The organism is Actinomadura parmotrematis (assembly GCF_019458805.1).
In the GTDB taxonomy this organism is placed as follows: Bacteria; Actinomycetota; Actinomycetes; order Streptosporangiales; family Streptosporangiaceae; genus Spirillospora; species Spirillospora parmotrematis.
Genome location: NZ_JAIBOA010000032.1, coordinates 1 through 13,416, shown reverse-complemented (window position 1 = coordinate 13,416; position 13,416 = coordinate 1). Strand labels below are relative to the sequence as shown.

Below are 13,416 nucleotides of genomic sequence, written 5' to 3'. Positions count from 1 at the left end.
GGCCTTGCTAACAGGGCGCCCCTAGCCGGTCTCCTCCATGACCGCCGCGAACGTCTCCGCCGCCGACACCTCCGCCGACCGCACCACGTGCGCGTACACCCGGAGCGTGATCGCGGGGTCCGCGTGCCCCAGCCGGGCCGCGACGATGTGCACCGGCACCCGCGCCAGCAGCAGCGCCGTGGCGTGGATGTGGCGGAGATCGTGTACCCGCGCGTGGGGGAGCGGCTCCGCCGGCCGAGGCCCGTCCTTGGGTGCGTTGTAAGCCCGGATGGTCTTGGTCATGAGCCAGCCCACCGAGTCGGGATGGATCGGTTCCCCGAGCGTCGTCGCGAACACGTAGCCGTCTTCCGCACCCTTCCATTCGTCCCCGACGAGCAGCTTCTCCGCCACCTGCGCCTTGCGGTGCGCCTTGAGGACGGCCGCCGTCTCGGCGTCGATGGTCACCACGCGCGACCGCCCGCTCTTGGTCGTCCCTTCGACGCGCTGTCCGGCGACCACGCCCGTGGACCCGGTGATCGTGATCCGGAGGCCGTCGAGGTCGACGTTCGACCACCGCAGGTTGAGCAGCTCACCGCGCCGAGCGCCGGTGTAGGCCGCCAACCGGTAGAAGGCGAACAGCCGATGCCGCCGCACGGCCACCAGGAACGTCCGAAGCTGCTCGATGCTCCAGACCGCTCCGGGTTCGGCGTGGTCGGCCCGAGGCCGCTTCGCCCGCTCGACGGGGTTACTGGGGAGGATCTCGTCCACGAGCACCGCGTCCCCGAACGCCTTACGAAGGATGGCGTGCGTCCGCGTCACGGTCGCGATCCCGAGCGGCTTGCCGCCCTCTCCGCCGTGCGCCCGGAGATCGCGGTAGAGCTTGCTGACGGTCGCCGGCCGAACGGCCTGGAGACGCATCCCGCCGATGTGCGGCTTCACGTAGAGCCGGATCATCGTCCGGTAGCTCGCCAGCGTCCGCGGCTTGATCTCGACCTCATGCGCTTCGATCCACTGGTCGAGGTACTCGCCCACAGTGATGGCGTTGCGGTCGATGTACTCCCCGCGCCGCGCCTTCACCCGAGCTTCGTCGCGGGCGGCCTTGGCCTCGTCTTCGGAGGCGTAGCCGCCGACCCACTTGGGCTTGGAAAGGCCCGTCTCGGGGTCGGTGACGCGGATGACGTAGGACCAGGTCTTGCCGCGCTTCATGACGCCGTCGCGGAGCTTGGGCTTGCTCGCGTTGTCCTTGGGCATCAGGCGGCCTCTTCCAGGAGGGAGTCGATGTAGGCGTTGAGCGCGCTCAGCGGGACGCGGCGGGAGCCGTCGACCCGGACGGAGCGGATCGCGCCGGCGGCGAGGAGTTCGTAGAGCTTGCTGCGGGAGATGGCCAGGGCCTTGGCCGCTTCGGGGACGGTCAGGAGGAGCTTGGGCACTCAGAACCTCTTTCGTCAGAGAACAGGGCAGGCAAGGGCTTGCCGGTGAGGGCGGCGGAGAGGAGTGCTTCGCCGGGGGTGAGGCCGCGGCCGGCGTAGGCCCAGTGGGCGACGGTGAGGACCTGGTCGTCGTCGAGGGGCAGGCGGCCGGTGGTGATGTCGTCGTGTCGGTGCTGGTTGTGGGTGGCGCGGGCGGAGCGCAGGGCGCCGAGGGTGGTGGAGTAGCGGCGGCTCTTGGTGGAGAAGTGGCCGCGGAAGCCGAGCATGTGAGCCCACTCGGCGAGGCGGAGCCCGGCGAGTTCGGGCAGGGCTCCCAGGCGCAGGCACTCGGCGATCAGGCGGCGCGCGTGATCGGTGATATGCAGGGCGGCGAGGTTCTCGCCGGGACGGACCCGGCGGTCGAGGGTGCCGACGCATTCGGCCGCCTTGGTGGCGTACTTGGCGATGTAGCCGGCGACGGCGGTATCGGTGAGGTGGCCGGTGGTGGTGATGGGCCGGATGTCGAGCTGGCGGCCCCAGGCGAACGAACGGGCGGGGACGCCGGGCGCGGCGGGGGGGGTGGCGGTGACGGCGGGCGCGGCGTGGCGGACGGCGTCAGCGAGCAGGGCGAAGGCGGCCCATGCGGGTGGCGGCGAGGCGGGGCCGTCGGGTCCGTCGAGGCGGATGACGGCGTGGAAGTGGACGAGGCCGCGCCTTTGGTATTCGGAGACCTTGGCGAACGACACGGTCGTCTGCTCGCGCAGTTCGGCGAGGGTGAGCCCGGCGGCGCGGGCGAGGCGGCGGCGCAGGGCGAGGGTGAAGCGGCGCCACAGTTCGGGGGCCAGGGCGTTGAACAGCACGGTCCCGGTGCGGTCATAGCCGTCCGGGCACAGCGGGGTTCCGAGGCGGGGATCGTCGGCGCCGTGCCGGACGGTGCAGGACAGGCGGACCCCGTGCGGGCAGGGCGCGGCGTTGCGGCGCGGGTGGCAGGGCGCGACGGCGCCGCCGGACTCGCGGCGGGTGTGGACGGTGCCGAAGGACGGTGCCGTGAGGGTGACGAACGCGGCCGGGTGGGTGGTCACCGAGTCCGGGACGCCCTTGCCGCCGGCCAGGCCCGCGCGGATGAGCTGGTAGGTGTCGGCGCGGTAGGTCTCGGCGCAGGACGGGCAGCGGGACGCGCGGCGCGTCTTGCAGGCGACCCGCAGCACGCCGCCGGGTTCGCGGGTGGTGGTGTAGCGGTGCAGCAGGCGGCCGGTGAGCGGGTCGCGGTGTTCGACATGGCCGCGTAGGTGGACGGGCTGTCGGCAGCCGTCGAGGTGGCGAAGGCGGGCGACGAGGCGGGGGTAGTCGGGGCTGTCGAGGGCGGAGGAGAGGGAGGCGGCGGCGAGCGGCGTGACGAGCGAGGGGGCCGCAGTGGTGGGGCCGGTGGTGGGCTCAGCGTCGGGCACGGTCGGCGGTTCTCCTCGGAGTGCCGGAGGCGGGGTGCCGAGGCCGGCGGGGGCGGCCCCGGCGCGAGCGGGCGGCGTCGTCGGGTGGGTCAGAAGGCGGAGGCGAAGCGGGCGAGGCCCTGAGCGAGCAGGCCCAGGAGGGTGAACAGGTTCTTGGTGGTGTGGGCGGCGACGGTGGGGCTGTTGATCACGAACAGGGCCAGGACGACCCAGCAGAGGGCGAAGCCGAGGCGGCGCATGAACATGGCGGTCGGGTCCTTTCGGGCTAGATGAAGCCGGCGCCCAGGCAGGCGGGGCAGGTGAGGCAGTCGGAGGTCAGGCCGGTGGTGCCGCAGTCGCCGCACCGGTAGCGGACCGGCGGCACGACCAGGGGGCGGGGCAAGCGGACGGTGGCGCGGGTGGCGGTGTCGTGGGCGGTGATGCGCGGCGAGGCGCACGAGCCGCAGCGCACGGCGGCGAGGGTGGTCTCCCGGCAGGGCCAGGCGCGCCAGGGCAGGGGGCGGGAGTGGCCGCAGTCCCGGCACCGGTACCAGAACCGGGGCGTCGGTTCCGGCGCCGGGAAGCGCAGCACGAGGGCCGACATCAGGCGGCGCGCCGGTCGCCGGCCGAGCCGGTCACGGGCGTCGAGGGGTCGGCGTTGTCGGTGGCGTTGGGAGCGGGCGGGTCGAAGTTGGGGGCGTAGGTCATGAGCGCGCGGTGGGCGTGCTGTCGCTCGGTGGGGATGTGGATGGCCTGGTAGGCGATGGGGCCGAAGTGCTTGGCAGCCGTGTAGTGGCCGCCGTCGTGGGTCTCGTCCTGGACCGGGACGCCCAGGAGCGCGGCGACGCCGTCCACGGCGGCCCGCTGGCAGGTCTGGGAGTCGCCGCGGGCGAACATCGAGACCGTCACCGTCCCGCGCGGGATGGGCACGGCCGGGTTGTCCTCCAAGAAGTCGGCGAGGGCGCGCAGGCCGGTGATCAGGTTTCGGCGGTTCATGAGGCGCCGGGGGTGGGTGAGGTCGGTCATTGCCGGTCTCCCTTGATCAGGTGGGGTGGTGGTGGTCAGGCGGCGGGTTCGGTGCGCAGGTGGCGGAGGAGGTCCGAGGCGAGTTGGTTGGACACCCCGAGGCGGGCGCGCAGCGCGTCACGGGTGATGGGGCGGCCGTGGCGGTGGTGGTGTTCGTCGGCGACGCGGCGGGCGAAGTCCAGTAGCGGCCCGGCCGGAGCCCCGGCCGATCCCGGCGAGGTGTCGCCGGCGGGCGAGGACGGGACGGGGATCGCGGTCTGTCCGTCCTGAGGCGGGGCGGTGGCGGCGAGGTCGGGACGGTCGTCCTGCGCAGCGGCGGCGGCCGGGGACGGCGCCGGGGACGAGGCGGCGACGGCGACCGGGCGCGGGGACGAAGCGACGGTGTCCGGCGTGCTGTCGGGGACGAGGCGGGGGACGCCGCCGGAAGTGGCGGGACGGCCGAAGGACGGCGGAACGGTCCGTCCGCTGGCGGCGGCGCCGTCACCGGCGGGGGCCGGGGTCGAGGCCGGGCGCGGGAGGGGCGCGGCGCGGCGTTCGAGCATGGAGACCGCGACCAGGAACGCGCCGGCGGGAGTGGCGGCGACCGTCCAGCCCCACGCCGTCGCCTCCGCTTGGGCGAGGTTGGCGGCGAGCGAGAGCAGGATGCCGCCGGTCAGGACGAGCGTCGGCCACGACACCGGCCAGGACGAGCCCGCCGACGTCCCCGAAGACGAGGGCGAACGCGGGGACGAGGACGGGCGCCGCCCGGTCCGCCGGTCGCGCTGGCGTTCGCGGGCCGCCATGACGCACGTGAGGTCGATGCAGACCGCCACCGCCCACGCCATCGGGCCGTGCTGTCCGTGCTGGGTGGCGGTGTCACGGATGTGGGTGAAGGACCCGGCAGCCGCGATCAGCGCCAGCACCACTACCGGCGCGGAGTCGGCCAGGACGGCGCGGAGGCGTCGCATCAGGCGGCCCGCCCGCCGGTCGGGGCGGCCGTCGTGTTCAGCAGCGCGACCATTTCGGGGTCGCAGCGGTGGGTGTCGGCCCAGTCGTAGGCGGCGGTCTCGCGGGGCGTGGCGTAGGCGGCCACGCAGCGCGGGCACAGCACGGCGTACACGTCGTAGGAGTCGTTCCACTGCACGTCGATGAAGCGGCGGGGGAAGGCGATGATGCGGGCGGTCACGGCGACACCTCCGAAGATCGTTTTTGGGCATGGGCGGGGTAGGGACCTGGCGTGATCGCGGCTCACGCCGAGCCGATGAGGGCGGTGGCCCGAGGGGGCCGAGGCCGGTCTAAGCGGCCGAGGGCAGGCCCGGCGGCGGTCCGGTTGGCAGCGCGGCGGGCGGCTCGACCGGCGGGGCCGGGGCGAGGTCGGGGCGGATTAAGTCCGCCCAGGCGGGCGCGAGGTGGGCGTACTGGCGGGCGGAGGTTTCGGCGGCTTCCTCGGAGACGTAGACCGAGCGGGCGCGGTGCCAGGTACCGTCAGCGCCGGCGACGATGCAGACGCCGGGGGTCTCGGCGGGGATGGCGCGGGCGGCGTCGAGGGCGGCGGGGTCCATGTCGCCCAAGGTCATGTTCGCGGTCTCGGGGTCGTTGACGCGGTGGCAGACGCGGCCGGAGAGCTGCGCGCGGAGCGCGGTGACGCCGGGACCGAGGTCGGAGCCGATGCGCTGTCCGCAGATCACCAGGTGGACGGCGAACGCGCGCCCGAGCTGCGCGACCCGCAGCAGCGCCGTCCCGGTCTTGGCGATCTCGTCCTTCTCGCTCTTGTCGGCCATCAGGAACAGTTCGGCGACCTCGTCCACCAGGACCACGATGGGCACCGGCCGCAGTTCCTCGGGCAACTTCCAGACGTTGCGGGCGCCCTGGTCCCTGCACAGCGCCATGCGGGTTTCGACTTCGCCGACCAGGTCGCCGAGCAGGATGACGCACTCGGCGCGGGTGGTGGCCAGCGCCGACAGCCGCGGCGCGTAGGGGGTGAACTCGACGCCGCCCTTGAGGTCGAAGCCGACCAGCGCGACCGGCTGAGGCGCGAGGCCCTTGATGAGGGCGTTGGCGAGGTTGGACTTGCCCGACTGGGTAGCGCCGGCGTTCATCACGTGCGGCACCGTGCGGAAGTCCATGACCCAGTCGGCGCCGTTCTCCAGCTTGCCGGGCCGCACCCGCAGCAGTTCGCCCGTCTCGGGGACGGTGTCCACTTCGGTGAGCGGGTCGCGCATGGTCGCCCACAACGTCACCCGGCCTGGCCGGACGTCGACCACGCGCACCGAGTGGACGCGCCAGGCGTGCGCGATGCCCTCGGCCGCCTTGTCGTAATCGGCGGGGACCTGTCCGTCCGACAGGCGCACGCGCACCCGCCAGCCCAGCCGCGTCGGCCGCAGACACCCCAGGTGCGGCGCTTTCTCCACATCGACCCGCCGCATCCGGCGCTTGTGCTGAACGACCGTGGCGGCGCCGCGCGAGGCGGGGCCGACGACCGGAAGGGCGTCGAGGGTGAGGCGGAACCGTCGGCGGTTGCGCGTCAGCCCGCAGCCGGACGCGACGTGATGCCAGGTCAGGTAGACCAGCACGGCCCGCGCCGGGAAGCCGACGCCGTACCAGTACGACGAGGGGTGGAACCTGCGCCAGGCCCACAGCCCGACCGCCACGACGGCCAGGCCCACCAGGGCGAGGAGGGAGTTGGTCATCTCGACTCGCCCTTTCAGGCCGCGTCGGCGGTGTCGGCCGAGGTGACGGGCGAAGGGACGGCGACGGGCGCGACCGGGGCCAGGTCGGCGGCGCGGTAGGCGATGCCCCACCGCATCTTGCCGCCCAACTCCGCCTCCCAGACCATCCCCGCCAGCCCGACCGGCCGGACCACCTGCCCGACCGCCAGGCCCGGGTCACGCGACAGCGAGACGTTCACCAGCTCGACCCGCCCCATCTCGTCGGACGCGGCGAGCCCGACCGTGAACACGGTGTTGCCGTCCTTGTCGGTCTTGATCTCCCCCGTCTCCTGGCTGATCAGCTTGGGCCGCGCCGGGGAGACGCAGACGAACGTGAGGACCGAGACGTCCACCGGGATGTTGCGCATGAGCCCTCCAGAGGGTTCGGAGTGAAGTCCTAGACAACATAGTCGACTTAGTCGTCTAGGTTGTCAAGGACTTCCTTGTTCACTTGGTCGCCGGGGTGTGCTGAACTTGGAGGCGAGCCACGACGGAAGGCGGCAGATGGTCAAGCGGACCGGGCGCCCTGGGTACCTCCAGATCGCCGATGACCTGCGCGGGCAGATCGAGGACGGCACGCTCACGCCCGGTGACGCGCTGCCGTCGATCGCCGAGCTGGTCAGGCAGTACGAGGCGTCTACCGGCGTGGTGAAGTCGGCCATCAGCGTCCTGCGCACCGAGGGCCGGGTGATCGGCCAGCAGGGCAAGGGCGTGTTCGTCAGCGACGCCACGGCCGGCGACGGCAACGGTGACGCCGTCCGTACCGGCGACGAGGCCCTGATGAAGCAGCTCACCGAGATCCTGGGAGCGGTCCGGGACCTCGGCGAGCGTGTCGCCCGGCTGGAGCAGAGCGTTTTTCCAGAGCCGCCCCGAGCTCCCCGACCCGGCAAATGAGGTCGTCGAGCTCAGCCGCGATCAGCCCCACCAGCTCCTCCGCCGTGAGGCCGACCGCAGCGCCGTCCGCCGTGGACCGCCGCGCGTCCTGATCCGTCGTCCGCTCTTCCTTCATAAGGAAATTCCAGCTCAGGAGGCTGACGGGGACCATCACAGAGTGTTCCCCGGGTTGTTGCACACCGGTTTACACATCCGCTTTCACACGCCCCCACGCGGACCCGCGCCAGGCTTCACGCGGACCTGCGGTGAACGGAAAGGCCGACCACGATGACCACGACCAAGCAGCGTCCGGGATGGCACCCCGAGCGACTGCGGGAGCGCCGCGAAGCCCACGGGCTCAGCCTGGAGGCCGCCGGCGAGTGCCTGCGCGAGGTCGCCGAGCGCGCCGAGCTGCGCCTTGCGGCCAACTTCCAGACGATCTGGAGTCACGAGAACGGCAACGTCTACCCCGGACCGCACTACCGGCGCGCCTACTGCTTGCTCTACCAGGCCACCGAGCCCGATCTTGGTTTCCGTCTTCCGTTGCCCAGCGAGCAGGCAGGAGCCTCCGACGTGCTACCGGTCCCGACCCCGACGACCAACCCCGTCGTCACCGAAGAGGCCGCCGCCGCCATCGCGATCGGGCTCAACCAGGTCACCGACGCCGGGCAGCGGCACGGCCAGGCGGACGGGGAGGTCCTCAAGAGCCGGGTCGTCAGCGCGTGGCGCGGCCGGATGCTCACCGACGGCGTGAAGAACCCCATCCTGGTCCTGGTCGGCGGCTACGCCGGGTCGGGCAAGACCGAGTTCGCGCGCTTCCTCGGCGACGTCACCGGATGGGCGTTCCTGGACAAGGACTCCCTCACCCGCCGCCTGGTCGAGCGCCTCCTTGTCTCGCTCGGCGGCGACCCGCACGACCGGCACACCGATCTCTACATGAACGAGATCCGGCCCCTTGAGTACAAGTGCCTGATGGACACCGCGAACGACAACATCGACTGCGGCATCTCCACCATCCTCACCGCCCCGTTCATCGCCGAGCTGAACGACGAGGCGTGGATGAGCAGGCTCACCAACCGCTGCAAGGCCAAGGGGATGGACGTCGCGGCGATCTGGGTCCGCTGCGACACCGAGTCCATGCGCGAGTACATCGAGTTCCGCGACGCGCCCCGCGACGCCTGGAAACTCGCCAACTGGGACACCTACGTCCAGGGCATCGACACCGAGCACGCACCGCCCGGCGTCCACCTCACCATCGACAACCGCCACGGCGCCGCCGTCAGCATCGCCGACCAGACGCGAGAGGCACTCCGTAAACTCCTCGGGTGACTCCCCGAGGCGTGATCCTGTACGGCCCGCCGGCCAGCGGCAAGGACACCATCACCGCAGCCCTCGCCGCCCGTGACGAGCGGTTCGTCCAGCTCACCAAGCTCAAGGTCGGCAGCGGCCGCAGCACCGGCTACCGCTACGTGAGCGCCGAAGACCTCGCCGAGCTGCGCGACGCGGGCCGCCTGGTCGTCGAGACCGAACGCTACGGCAACCGCTACGCCGTCGACCGGAACGCCGTCGACGCCCTGACCGAGGCCGGGTACGTCCCCGTCATCCACGCGGGCAGCGTCGCCGATGCGCGAGCGCTGACCGCCGGCGTCCCGCTGGATTGGGTGAGGGTCGAACTGCGCGTGCCGCGCGAGGTGTGCGCCGAACGGTCCCGAGGGCGCGGGGACGTCGACACCGCCGCGCGGTTGCGGGCATGGGACGAGGCCGCCGACGAGCGCGAGCGCAACGCCGACGGCCCGCCGTTCGACCTGACCATCCGGACCGACCAGGCCGCCCCCGACGAGGCGGCGCGGCAGATCATCGACGCGGCCGCCGTCCGCTCGCCCTGATCTCCCATGCCAGCATCTCGGCGTCCGCCGCTTCCAGCAGCCGAGAGCGACCGCCGACGCCGACCAGCGCCCAGAAGCAGCGGGTGTGCAGGCCGTACCAGATCATGACGCCCGGGAACTGGTCGCGCAGGACGCCGACCACGTGCGGCGGCGCCCCGTAGGGACTCACGACGCCTGCCGGTCCGGCAGCCCCACCCAGGCCGCCAACTGCGAGGAGAGCGCCAGCCCGGCCAAGCCCGACCGCGCGCACGGCGCCAGGAACTCCTCCGTGCTGGACCGGTACCACCAGCCGCCCGGCCCCCGGATGACGGACACGCTGTCCCCGAAGCCCGGCGTCTGCGGCGAGTACACGTACAACACCAGCGCCGACCCGCGCCGCCGGAACGACGTAGTCCAGCCGTCGCGCCGAAGGTGCCGAGCCAGCCGGGCCAGGTGCAGCCGCGCCCGCTGGACCGTCCACCAGGACGCCAGAGACGACGCGGCGCGCAGGACGGGGGAGCGTCCGGGCGTCCGCGCCGCCTCTGGCGTTCCCCTCCGGGACGAGCGCCGTCCCGCCGCCCTCTCCGGCGACGAAGCCGACCGGCTCACCCGCCTCATCACCGGCGCTCACCCCTTCCGCCGGCGGCGCGCCTCTCGGCGAGCGCTCGCTCCCGCTGGTCGATCAGCGCGCCCCGCAACTCCGACGGCGAGTTGCGGATGACGGTCGGGTCGACTCCGGCGGCCGGGTCGAGGAGCGTCGCGGCCCAGTCGCCGGGCCGTCCGTCCCAGCGCTTGGACCGCCAGATCTTATGACCGGGGAAGTCCGCGCGAAGGCGCGCCAACACCTCGTCCTCGGCGCTGTTCTGCACGTCGTTCATCAAGGGAGTCCTCACATCGGGCCGCCCGGTCGCACCCAGGGCTACAGAACCGGACAGCAGGGCGGAAACGTGCTCCCCAACATCCCGCCACCTCCTGATTCTCAGGAGGTGCCTGACAAGGGGCCAGGAGGGGGCCAGACTGGACAGTCAGAAGGGGGCGATCTGGTGAGAACCCAGCAACGCAAGGAGTTCGGCGCCTACCTGATCCGGCTACGGGGCAGCCGCAGCCAGACAGCCGCCGCCGCCCTGCTGTGCGAGATCGCCGGCACCCCGACCCTCACCCGCAACGAGGTCTCCCGCTGGGAGCGCGGCGACCGCGTCCCCGACGAGTGGCTACCGCACATCGCCCGCGCCTACGGCGTCCCGCTCGCCGTCCTGGAGCGCATGGCGGCCGTCGCCCGCGGCGAGGAGCCCGGACCGTCCGCGCCGCCCTACGACTTGTCGTCGTTCTTCCCGCCCGGCAACATCCTGCGCACCCATCTGGGCGCCGCATGGCACAGCCGAGCCACCGCCGGCGCGGGCAGTCGTCCCACCCTCGTCCTGGTCGGTGGCTACGCCGGATCGGGCAAGACCGAGTTCGCCCGCTTCCTGTCGGAGTTCTCCGGCTGGGCGTTCCTCGACAAGGACGCCCTCACCCGCCGCATGACCGAACGCCTACTGCTGTCGCTCACTGGCGACCCGCACGACCGCCACACCGACACCTACCGCGCCGAAGTCCGCCCCCTGGAGTACAAGACCCTCATCACCGCCGCACTCGCCAACGTCGAGTGCGGCGTCTCCCTCATCCTCGCGGCCCCGTTCCTCGCCGAGCTGCACGACCGCGCATGGCTCACCCGCCTCACCCACCGCTGCCAAGCCAAGGGCGTCGAAGTCGCCCCCGTCTGGATCCACAGCGACATCAACACCATGCACGACTACCTAGAACACCGCGCCGCCGCCCGCGACGGCTGGAAGCTCACCCACTGGGACCAGTACGCCGACACCATCGACCCCGACGCCGTCCCCGACCAGGCCCACACCATCGACAACCGCCACGGCGCCGCCCTCAGCCTCGCCGACCAAACCCGCCGAGCCCTCACCAAGCTCATGCCCTGACACCGACGTAACCAACGAGCCCACAGCGCCGGATGAGAACTTTCTCTACGTCTTCAAGGGCGCCCGCTTCGCGGGCGCGGCCGGTCCGTCCGGGCCGGGCGTGCGGCCTCTCCGGGCCGACCCGCCCCGGCCGACCGGCCGGTGTCGTTGTTTTGATCCGTTCGGGGTCGTCGCGCGTCTAATGTCGTGGCTGGGTTCGGGGTAGGAGATTGGGGAGGGCGCGGGGTGTCGGGTGTGGATGTGGTGCAGGTGGCCGAGCAGGTGACGCCGTGGGTGGTGTCAGCGGCGGGTGCCTATGGTGCCGCAGTGCTGGCGGGGGCGCAGGACCAGGCGGCAGAGGCGACGGTGGGGTGGGGCCGACGGATCGCGTTGCGGGTGTTCGGGGTCCGGGCGGACGGCGAGGAGACACCGGAGGTGTTGGCGGACGTCATCGCCGACCCGCAGAACGCTGACGGGGTGGCAGCGTTGCGTAAGGCGATCAGGAAGGCGCTGCTGGCCGATCCGGAGTTCGCCGCCGAGCTGTCGGCCGTGGTCGACAGCAAGACGGAGCTGACGTTCAACTCCTACGACCAGTCGCGGCAGTTCAACGCCCCTGGAGGAACGATCAACGTCAACGATCCCGGCCCCTCCTGATCCGGGCGGGACGGCCATGGACTTCGACTCTCATGACGGCTCCCGCCTGTACGCCGCACCGGGCGGAACGGTCAACGTCAACGAGGCGGCAGGGCCGCCACGGGTGGGATTGTTCACCGTCCACGCTCCGCCGGAGATGGTGGGCCGGGACAGGGAGGTGACGGAGCTGGTCGAACAGATCAGTTCTGCACGCAGGTCGGGCCGTCCGGTGGTGGTGTCGGCGGTGTCGGGAATGGCGGGTGTGGGCAAGACCGCGTTGGCCCGTGCCGCCGTCGCCCGGCTGGAGGAGGCGTTCCCCGTCGCCCGGCTGGAGGTGGACCTGCTCGGCTTCACCCCTGGCGAGGAACCACGAACCGCCGATGACGTCCTGACAGAGCTGCTGAGCATCGTCGCACCGGGCATGGCGCCGCCTGGTGTGGACGCTAAGAGCCAGTGGTGGCGCGGCTGGCTGGCGGCACGGTCCGTACTGCTCCTGTTGGACAATGTGCGCACGATCGACCAGATCACCCCACTGCTGCCGGGCGCGAACAGCCACTCCACCGTGGTACTGATCACCAGCCGTCTCGGTCTGGACGACGACCTCCCCACCGCAGTCCACACACGCCTAGATCTCCTCCCGCAGGCTGAGGCGATCGCCCTCCTCCAACGCCATGCCCCCGACCCGGCACGAACCAGCCAGGCAACCTGGGCGGAGCTGGCCGAGGCGTGCGGCCGGCTACCGCTTCTCCTCACTCCGGTCGCCGCCCTGCTACGACGCCGCACTCCTCATATGGTCCTGGTCGAGCTGCATACGAACCGGAGCGCTGAACCGGCGTTGCCCAAGATCGAGAAACTGGCCCGTTCAGCGTTCGAGGTCTCTTTCTCCGCCCTACCCGAACATCTACCGGACGTCCTGCTCGCCTGCGGCCGGCACCCCGGCCCGGACTTCGACGCCCGATCACTGGCCGCTCTCCTCGACACCACCACCATCTTCACCGCGCCGAGACTTGACGACCTCTATCAACACGGCATGATCATCAGCCTGGGTGGCGGCCGGTACACCCTGCACGACCTGTTCCTGACCTACACCCGCGACCGCCTCACCGATCCCACCACCGACCAGGCCGCACGCGAACGCCTCTACCAGACCATGTCCACCGCCGCTGACACCGCCACGGACGCTGTCACCGGCCCACTACCGGATCGCAGTCCGTTCACCAGCAGTGACGACGTCCGTTCCTGGCTGATCAGCGCTACCAACGAACTACGCACCATCACCCACACGGCCATCTCCGACCGCTCCCCCCACACACGCCGGCTTGTCCGTTCAGTGGGCTGGTGGCTCACTTTCCTCGACCGCCACGACCACGCCGAAGACCTCTACGCCCAGGCCACCGACCTCTACCAGCAGATCGGGGACCGGCTCGGCCAGGCCAACACCCTCGACGGGCGCGGCGACATCGCCTTGATGCGGAACGACTACGACCGGGCCGAAGACCTCTACGCCCAGGCCACCCACCTCTACCAGCAGATCGGGAACCGGCTCGGCCAGGCCAACACCCTCA

At 71.8% G+C, this 13,416-nt stretch carries 19 protein-coding genes; 6 read left to right on the top strand and 13 right to left on the bottom strand.

The window, feature by feature from the left end; translation table 11 throughout:
* Positions 1 to 21: 21 nt before the first annotated feature.
* The 10 genes from K1Y72_RS33180 to K1Y72_RS33135 form a co-directional block, all read right to left on the bottom strand.
* On the bottom strand, positions 22 to 1,230 hold the full coding sequence (locus K1Y72_RS33180) for a site-specific integrase (RefSeq protein ID WP_258574416.1): 1,209 nt from the start codon (positions 1,228 to 1,230) through the stop codon (positions 22 to 24).
* Positions 1,230 to 1,409: a helix-turn-helix domain-containing protein gene (locus K1Y72_RS33175; RefSeq protein ID WP_220170490.1), complete on the bottom strand. Its 180-nt coding sequence runs from the start codon at positions 1,407 to 1,409 to the stop codon at positions 1,230 to 1,232. Before K1Y72_RS33175 ends, K1Y72_RS33180 begins: the two co-directional genes overlap by 1 nt.
* Positions 1,391 to 2,836: a replication initiator gene (locus K1Y72_RS33170; RefSeq protein WP_220170489.1), complete on the bottom strand. Its 1,446-nt coding sequence runs from the start codon at positions 2,834 to 2,836 to the stop codon at positions 1,391 to 1,393. The genes K1Y72_RS33175 and K1Y72_RS33170 overlap by 19 nt, the downstream gene beginning before the upstream one ends.
* A gap of 89 nt (positions 2,837 to 2,925) precedes the next feature.
* Positions 2,926 to 3,081, bottom strand: coding sequence for a hypothetical protein (locus K1Y72_RS33165; RefSeq protein WP_220170488.1), 156 nt, complete (start codon positions 3,079 to 3,081; stop codon positions 2,926 to 2,928).
* Positions 3,082 to 3,101: 20 nt separating this feature from the next.
* On the bottom strand, positions 3,102 to 3,419 hold the full coding sequence (locus K1Y72_RS33160; RefSeq protein WP_220170487.1) for a hypothetical protein: 318 nt from the start codon (positions 3,417 to 3,419) through the stop codon (positions 3,102 to 3,104).
* Positions 3,419 to 3,841 carry a hypothetical protein gene (locus tag K1Y72_RS33155; protein WP_220170486.1) on the bottom strand — a complete coding sequence of 141 codons (423 nt, stop codon included), beginning with the start codon at positions 3,839 to 3,841 and terminating at the stop codon, positions 3,419 to 3,421. The genes K1Y72_RS33160 and K1Y72_RS33155 overlap by 1 nt, the downstream gene beginning before the upstream one ends.
* A gap of 35 nt (positions 3,842 to 3,876) precedes the next feature.
* Positions 3,877 to 4,788: a DUF2637 domain-containing protein gene (locus K1Y72_RS33150; RefSeq protein ID WP_220170485.1), complete on the bottom strand. Its 912-nt coding sequence runs from the start codon at positions 4,786 to 4,788 to the stop codon at positions 3,877 to 3,879.
* A complete protein-coding gene (locus K1Y72_RS33145; protein ID WP_220170484.1) occupies positions 4,788 to 5,006 on the bottom strand; it encodes a hypothetical protein in 219 nt (72 codons plus the stop codon). Before K1Y72_RS33145 ends, K1Y72_RS33150 begins: the two co-directional genes overlap by 1 nt.
* Before the next feature lie 109 nt (positions 5,007 to 5,115).
* Positions 5,116 to 6,510 (bottom strand): FtsK/SpoIIIE domain-containing protein, encoded by a 1,395-nt coding sequence (locus K1Y72_RS33140; protein WP_220170483.1) that lies wholly within the window; start codon positions 6,508 to 6,510, stop codon positions 5,116 to 5,118.
* Between the two features lie 14 nt (positions 6,511 to 6,524).
* Complete coding sequence (locus K1Y72_RS33135) at positions 6,525 to 6,896, bottom strand: SCO3933 family regulatory protein (protein ID WP_220170482.1); 372 nt, start codon at positions 6,894 to 6,896, stop codon at positions 6,525 to 6,527.
* A gap of 136 nt (positions 6,897 to 7,032) precedes the next feature.
* Between K1Y72_RS33135 and K1Y72_RS33130 the strand changes: the two genes are divergently transcribed.
* The 3 genes from K1Y72_RS33130 (at position 7,033) to K1Y72_RS33120 (ending at position 9,287) form a co-directional block, all read left to right on the top strand.
* Positions 7,033 to 7,422, top strand: coding sequence for a winged helix-turn-helix domain-containing protein (locus K1Y72_RS33130; protein WP_220170481.1), 390 nt, complete (start codon positions 7,033 to 7,035; stop codon positions 7,420 to 7,422).
* 267 nt (positions 7,423 to 7,689) lie between these two features.
* Positions 7,690 to 8,730 carry an AAA family ATPase gene (locus K1Y72_RS33125; protein ID WP_220170480.1) on the top strand — a complete coding sequence of 347 codons (1,041 nt, stop codon included), beginning with the start codon at positions 7,690 to 7,692 and terminating at the stop codon, positions 8,728 to 8,730.
* Positions 8,727 to 9,287 carry a phosphotransferase-like protein gene (locus K1Y72_RS33120; protein WP_220170479.1) on the top strand — a complete coding sequence of 187 codons (561 nt, stop codon included), beginning with the start codon at positions 8,727 to 8,729 and terminating at the stop codon, positions 9,285 to 9,287. The genes K1Y72_RS33125 and K1Y72_RS33120 overlap by 4 nt, the downstream gene beginning before the upstream one ends.
* Here K1Y72_RS33120 and K1Y72_RS33115 read toward each other — a convergent pair.
* The 3 genes from K1Y72_RS33115 to K1Y72_RS33105 form a co-directional block, all read right to left on the bottom strand.
* Positions 9,256 to 9,456, bottom strand: a complete 201-nt coding sequence (locus K1Y72_RS33115; protein WP_220170478.1) for a hypothetical protein — start codon at positions 9,454 to 9,456, stop codon at positions 9,256 to 9,258. The genes K1Y72_RS33120 and K1Y72_RS33115 overlap by 32 nt on opposite strands.
* Complete coding sequence (locus K1Y72_RS33110) at positions 9,453 to 9,602, bottom strand: hypothetical protein (protein ID WP_220170477.1); 150 nt, start codon at positions 9,600 to 9,602, stop codon at positions 9,453 to 9,455. The genes K1Y72_RS33115 and K1Y72_RS33110 overlap by 4 nt, the downstream gene beginning before the upstream one ends.
* 281 nt (positions 9,603 to 9,883) lie before the next feature.
* The gene (locus K1Y72_RS33105) at positions 9,884 to 10,144 is read right to left on the bottom strand and encodes a hypothetical protein (RefSeq protein ID WP_220170549.1); all 261 of its coding nucleotides are present in this window, start codon (positions 10,142 to 10,144) and stop codon (positions 9,884 to 9,886) included.
* 165 nt (positions 10,145 to 10,309) lie between these two features.
* Here K1Y72_RS33105 and K1Y72_RS36825 point away from each other — a divergent pair, with 165 nt between their 5' ends.
* The 3 genes from K1Y72_RS36825 to K1Y72_RS33085 form a co-directional block, all read left to right on the top strand.
* Positions 10,310 to 11,239: an AAA family ATPase gene (locus tag K1Y72_RS36825; RefSeq protein ID WP_308287342.1), complete on the top strand. Its 930-nt coding sequence runs from the start codon at positions 10,310 to 10,312 to the stop codon at positions 11,237 to 11,239.
* Between the two features lie 234 nt (positions 11,240 to 11,473).
* Positions 11,474 to 11,872 carry a hypothetical protein gene (locus K1Y72_RS33090; protein ID WP_220170476.1) on the top strand — a complete coding sequence of 133 codons (399 nt, stop codon included), beginning with the start codon at positions 11,474 to 11,476 and terminating at the stop codon, positions 11,870 to 11,872.
* Between the two features lie 16 nt (positions 11,873 to 11,888).
* The coding region (locus tag K1Y72_RS33085) for a tetratricopeptide repeat protein (RefSeq protein WP_220170475.1) at positions 11,889 to 13,416 on the top strand (1,528 nt) is incomplete at its 3' end.

Coding starts and splice junctions, on each gene's coding strand:
- K1Y72_RS33105 (WP_220170549.1), bottom strand. CDS start 10,144: ATGAACGACGTGCAGAACAGCGCCGAGGACGAGGTGTTGGCGCGCCTT.
- K1Y72_RS33155 (WP_220170486.1), bottom strand. CDS start 3,841: ATGACCGACCTCACCCACCCCCGGCGCCTCATGAACCGCCGAAACCTG.
- K1Y72_RS33135 (WP_220170482.1), bottom strand. CDS start 6,896: ATGCGCAACATCCCGGTGGACGTCTCGGTCCTCACGTTCGTCTGCGTC.
- K1Y72_RS33160 (WP_220170487.1), bottom strand. CDS start 3,419: ATGTCGGCCCTCGTGCTGCGCTTCCCGGCGCCGGAACCGACGCCCCGG.
- K1Y72_RS33140 (WP_220170483.1), bottom strand. CDS start 6,510: ATGACCAACTCCCTCCTCGCCCTGGTGGGCCTGGCCGTCGTGGCGGTC.
- K1Y72_RS33125 (WP_220170480.1), top strand. CDS start 7,690: ATGACCACGACCAAGCAGCGTCCGGGATGGCACCCCGAGCGACTGCGG.
- K1Y72_RS33130 (WP_220170481.1), top strand. CDS start 7,033: ATGGTCAAGCGGACCGGGCGCCCTGGGTACCTCCAGATCGCCGATGAC.
- K1Y72_RS33150 (WP_220170485.1), bottom strand. CDS start 4,788: ATGCGACGCCTCCGCGCCGTCCTGGCCGACTCCGCGCCGGTAGTGGTG.
- K1Y72_RS33180 (WP_258574416.1), bottom strand. CDS start 1,230: ATGCCCAAGGACAACGCGAGCAAGCCCAAGCTCCGCGACGGCGTCATG.
- K1Y72_RS33165 (WP_220170488.1), bottom strand. CDS start 3,081: ATGTTCATGCGCCGCCTCGGCTTCGCCCTCTGCTGGGTCGTCCTGGCC.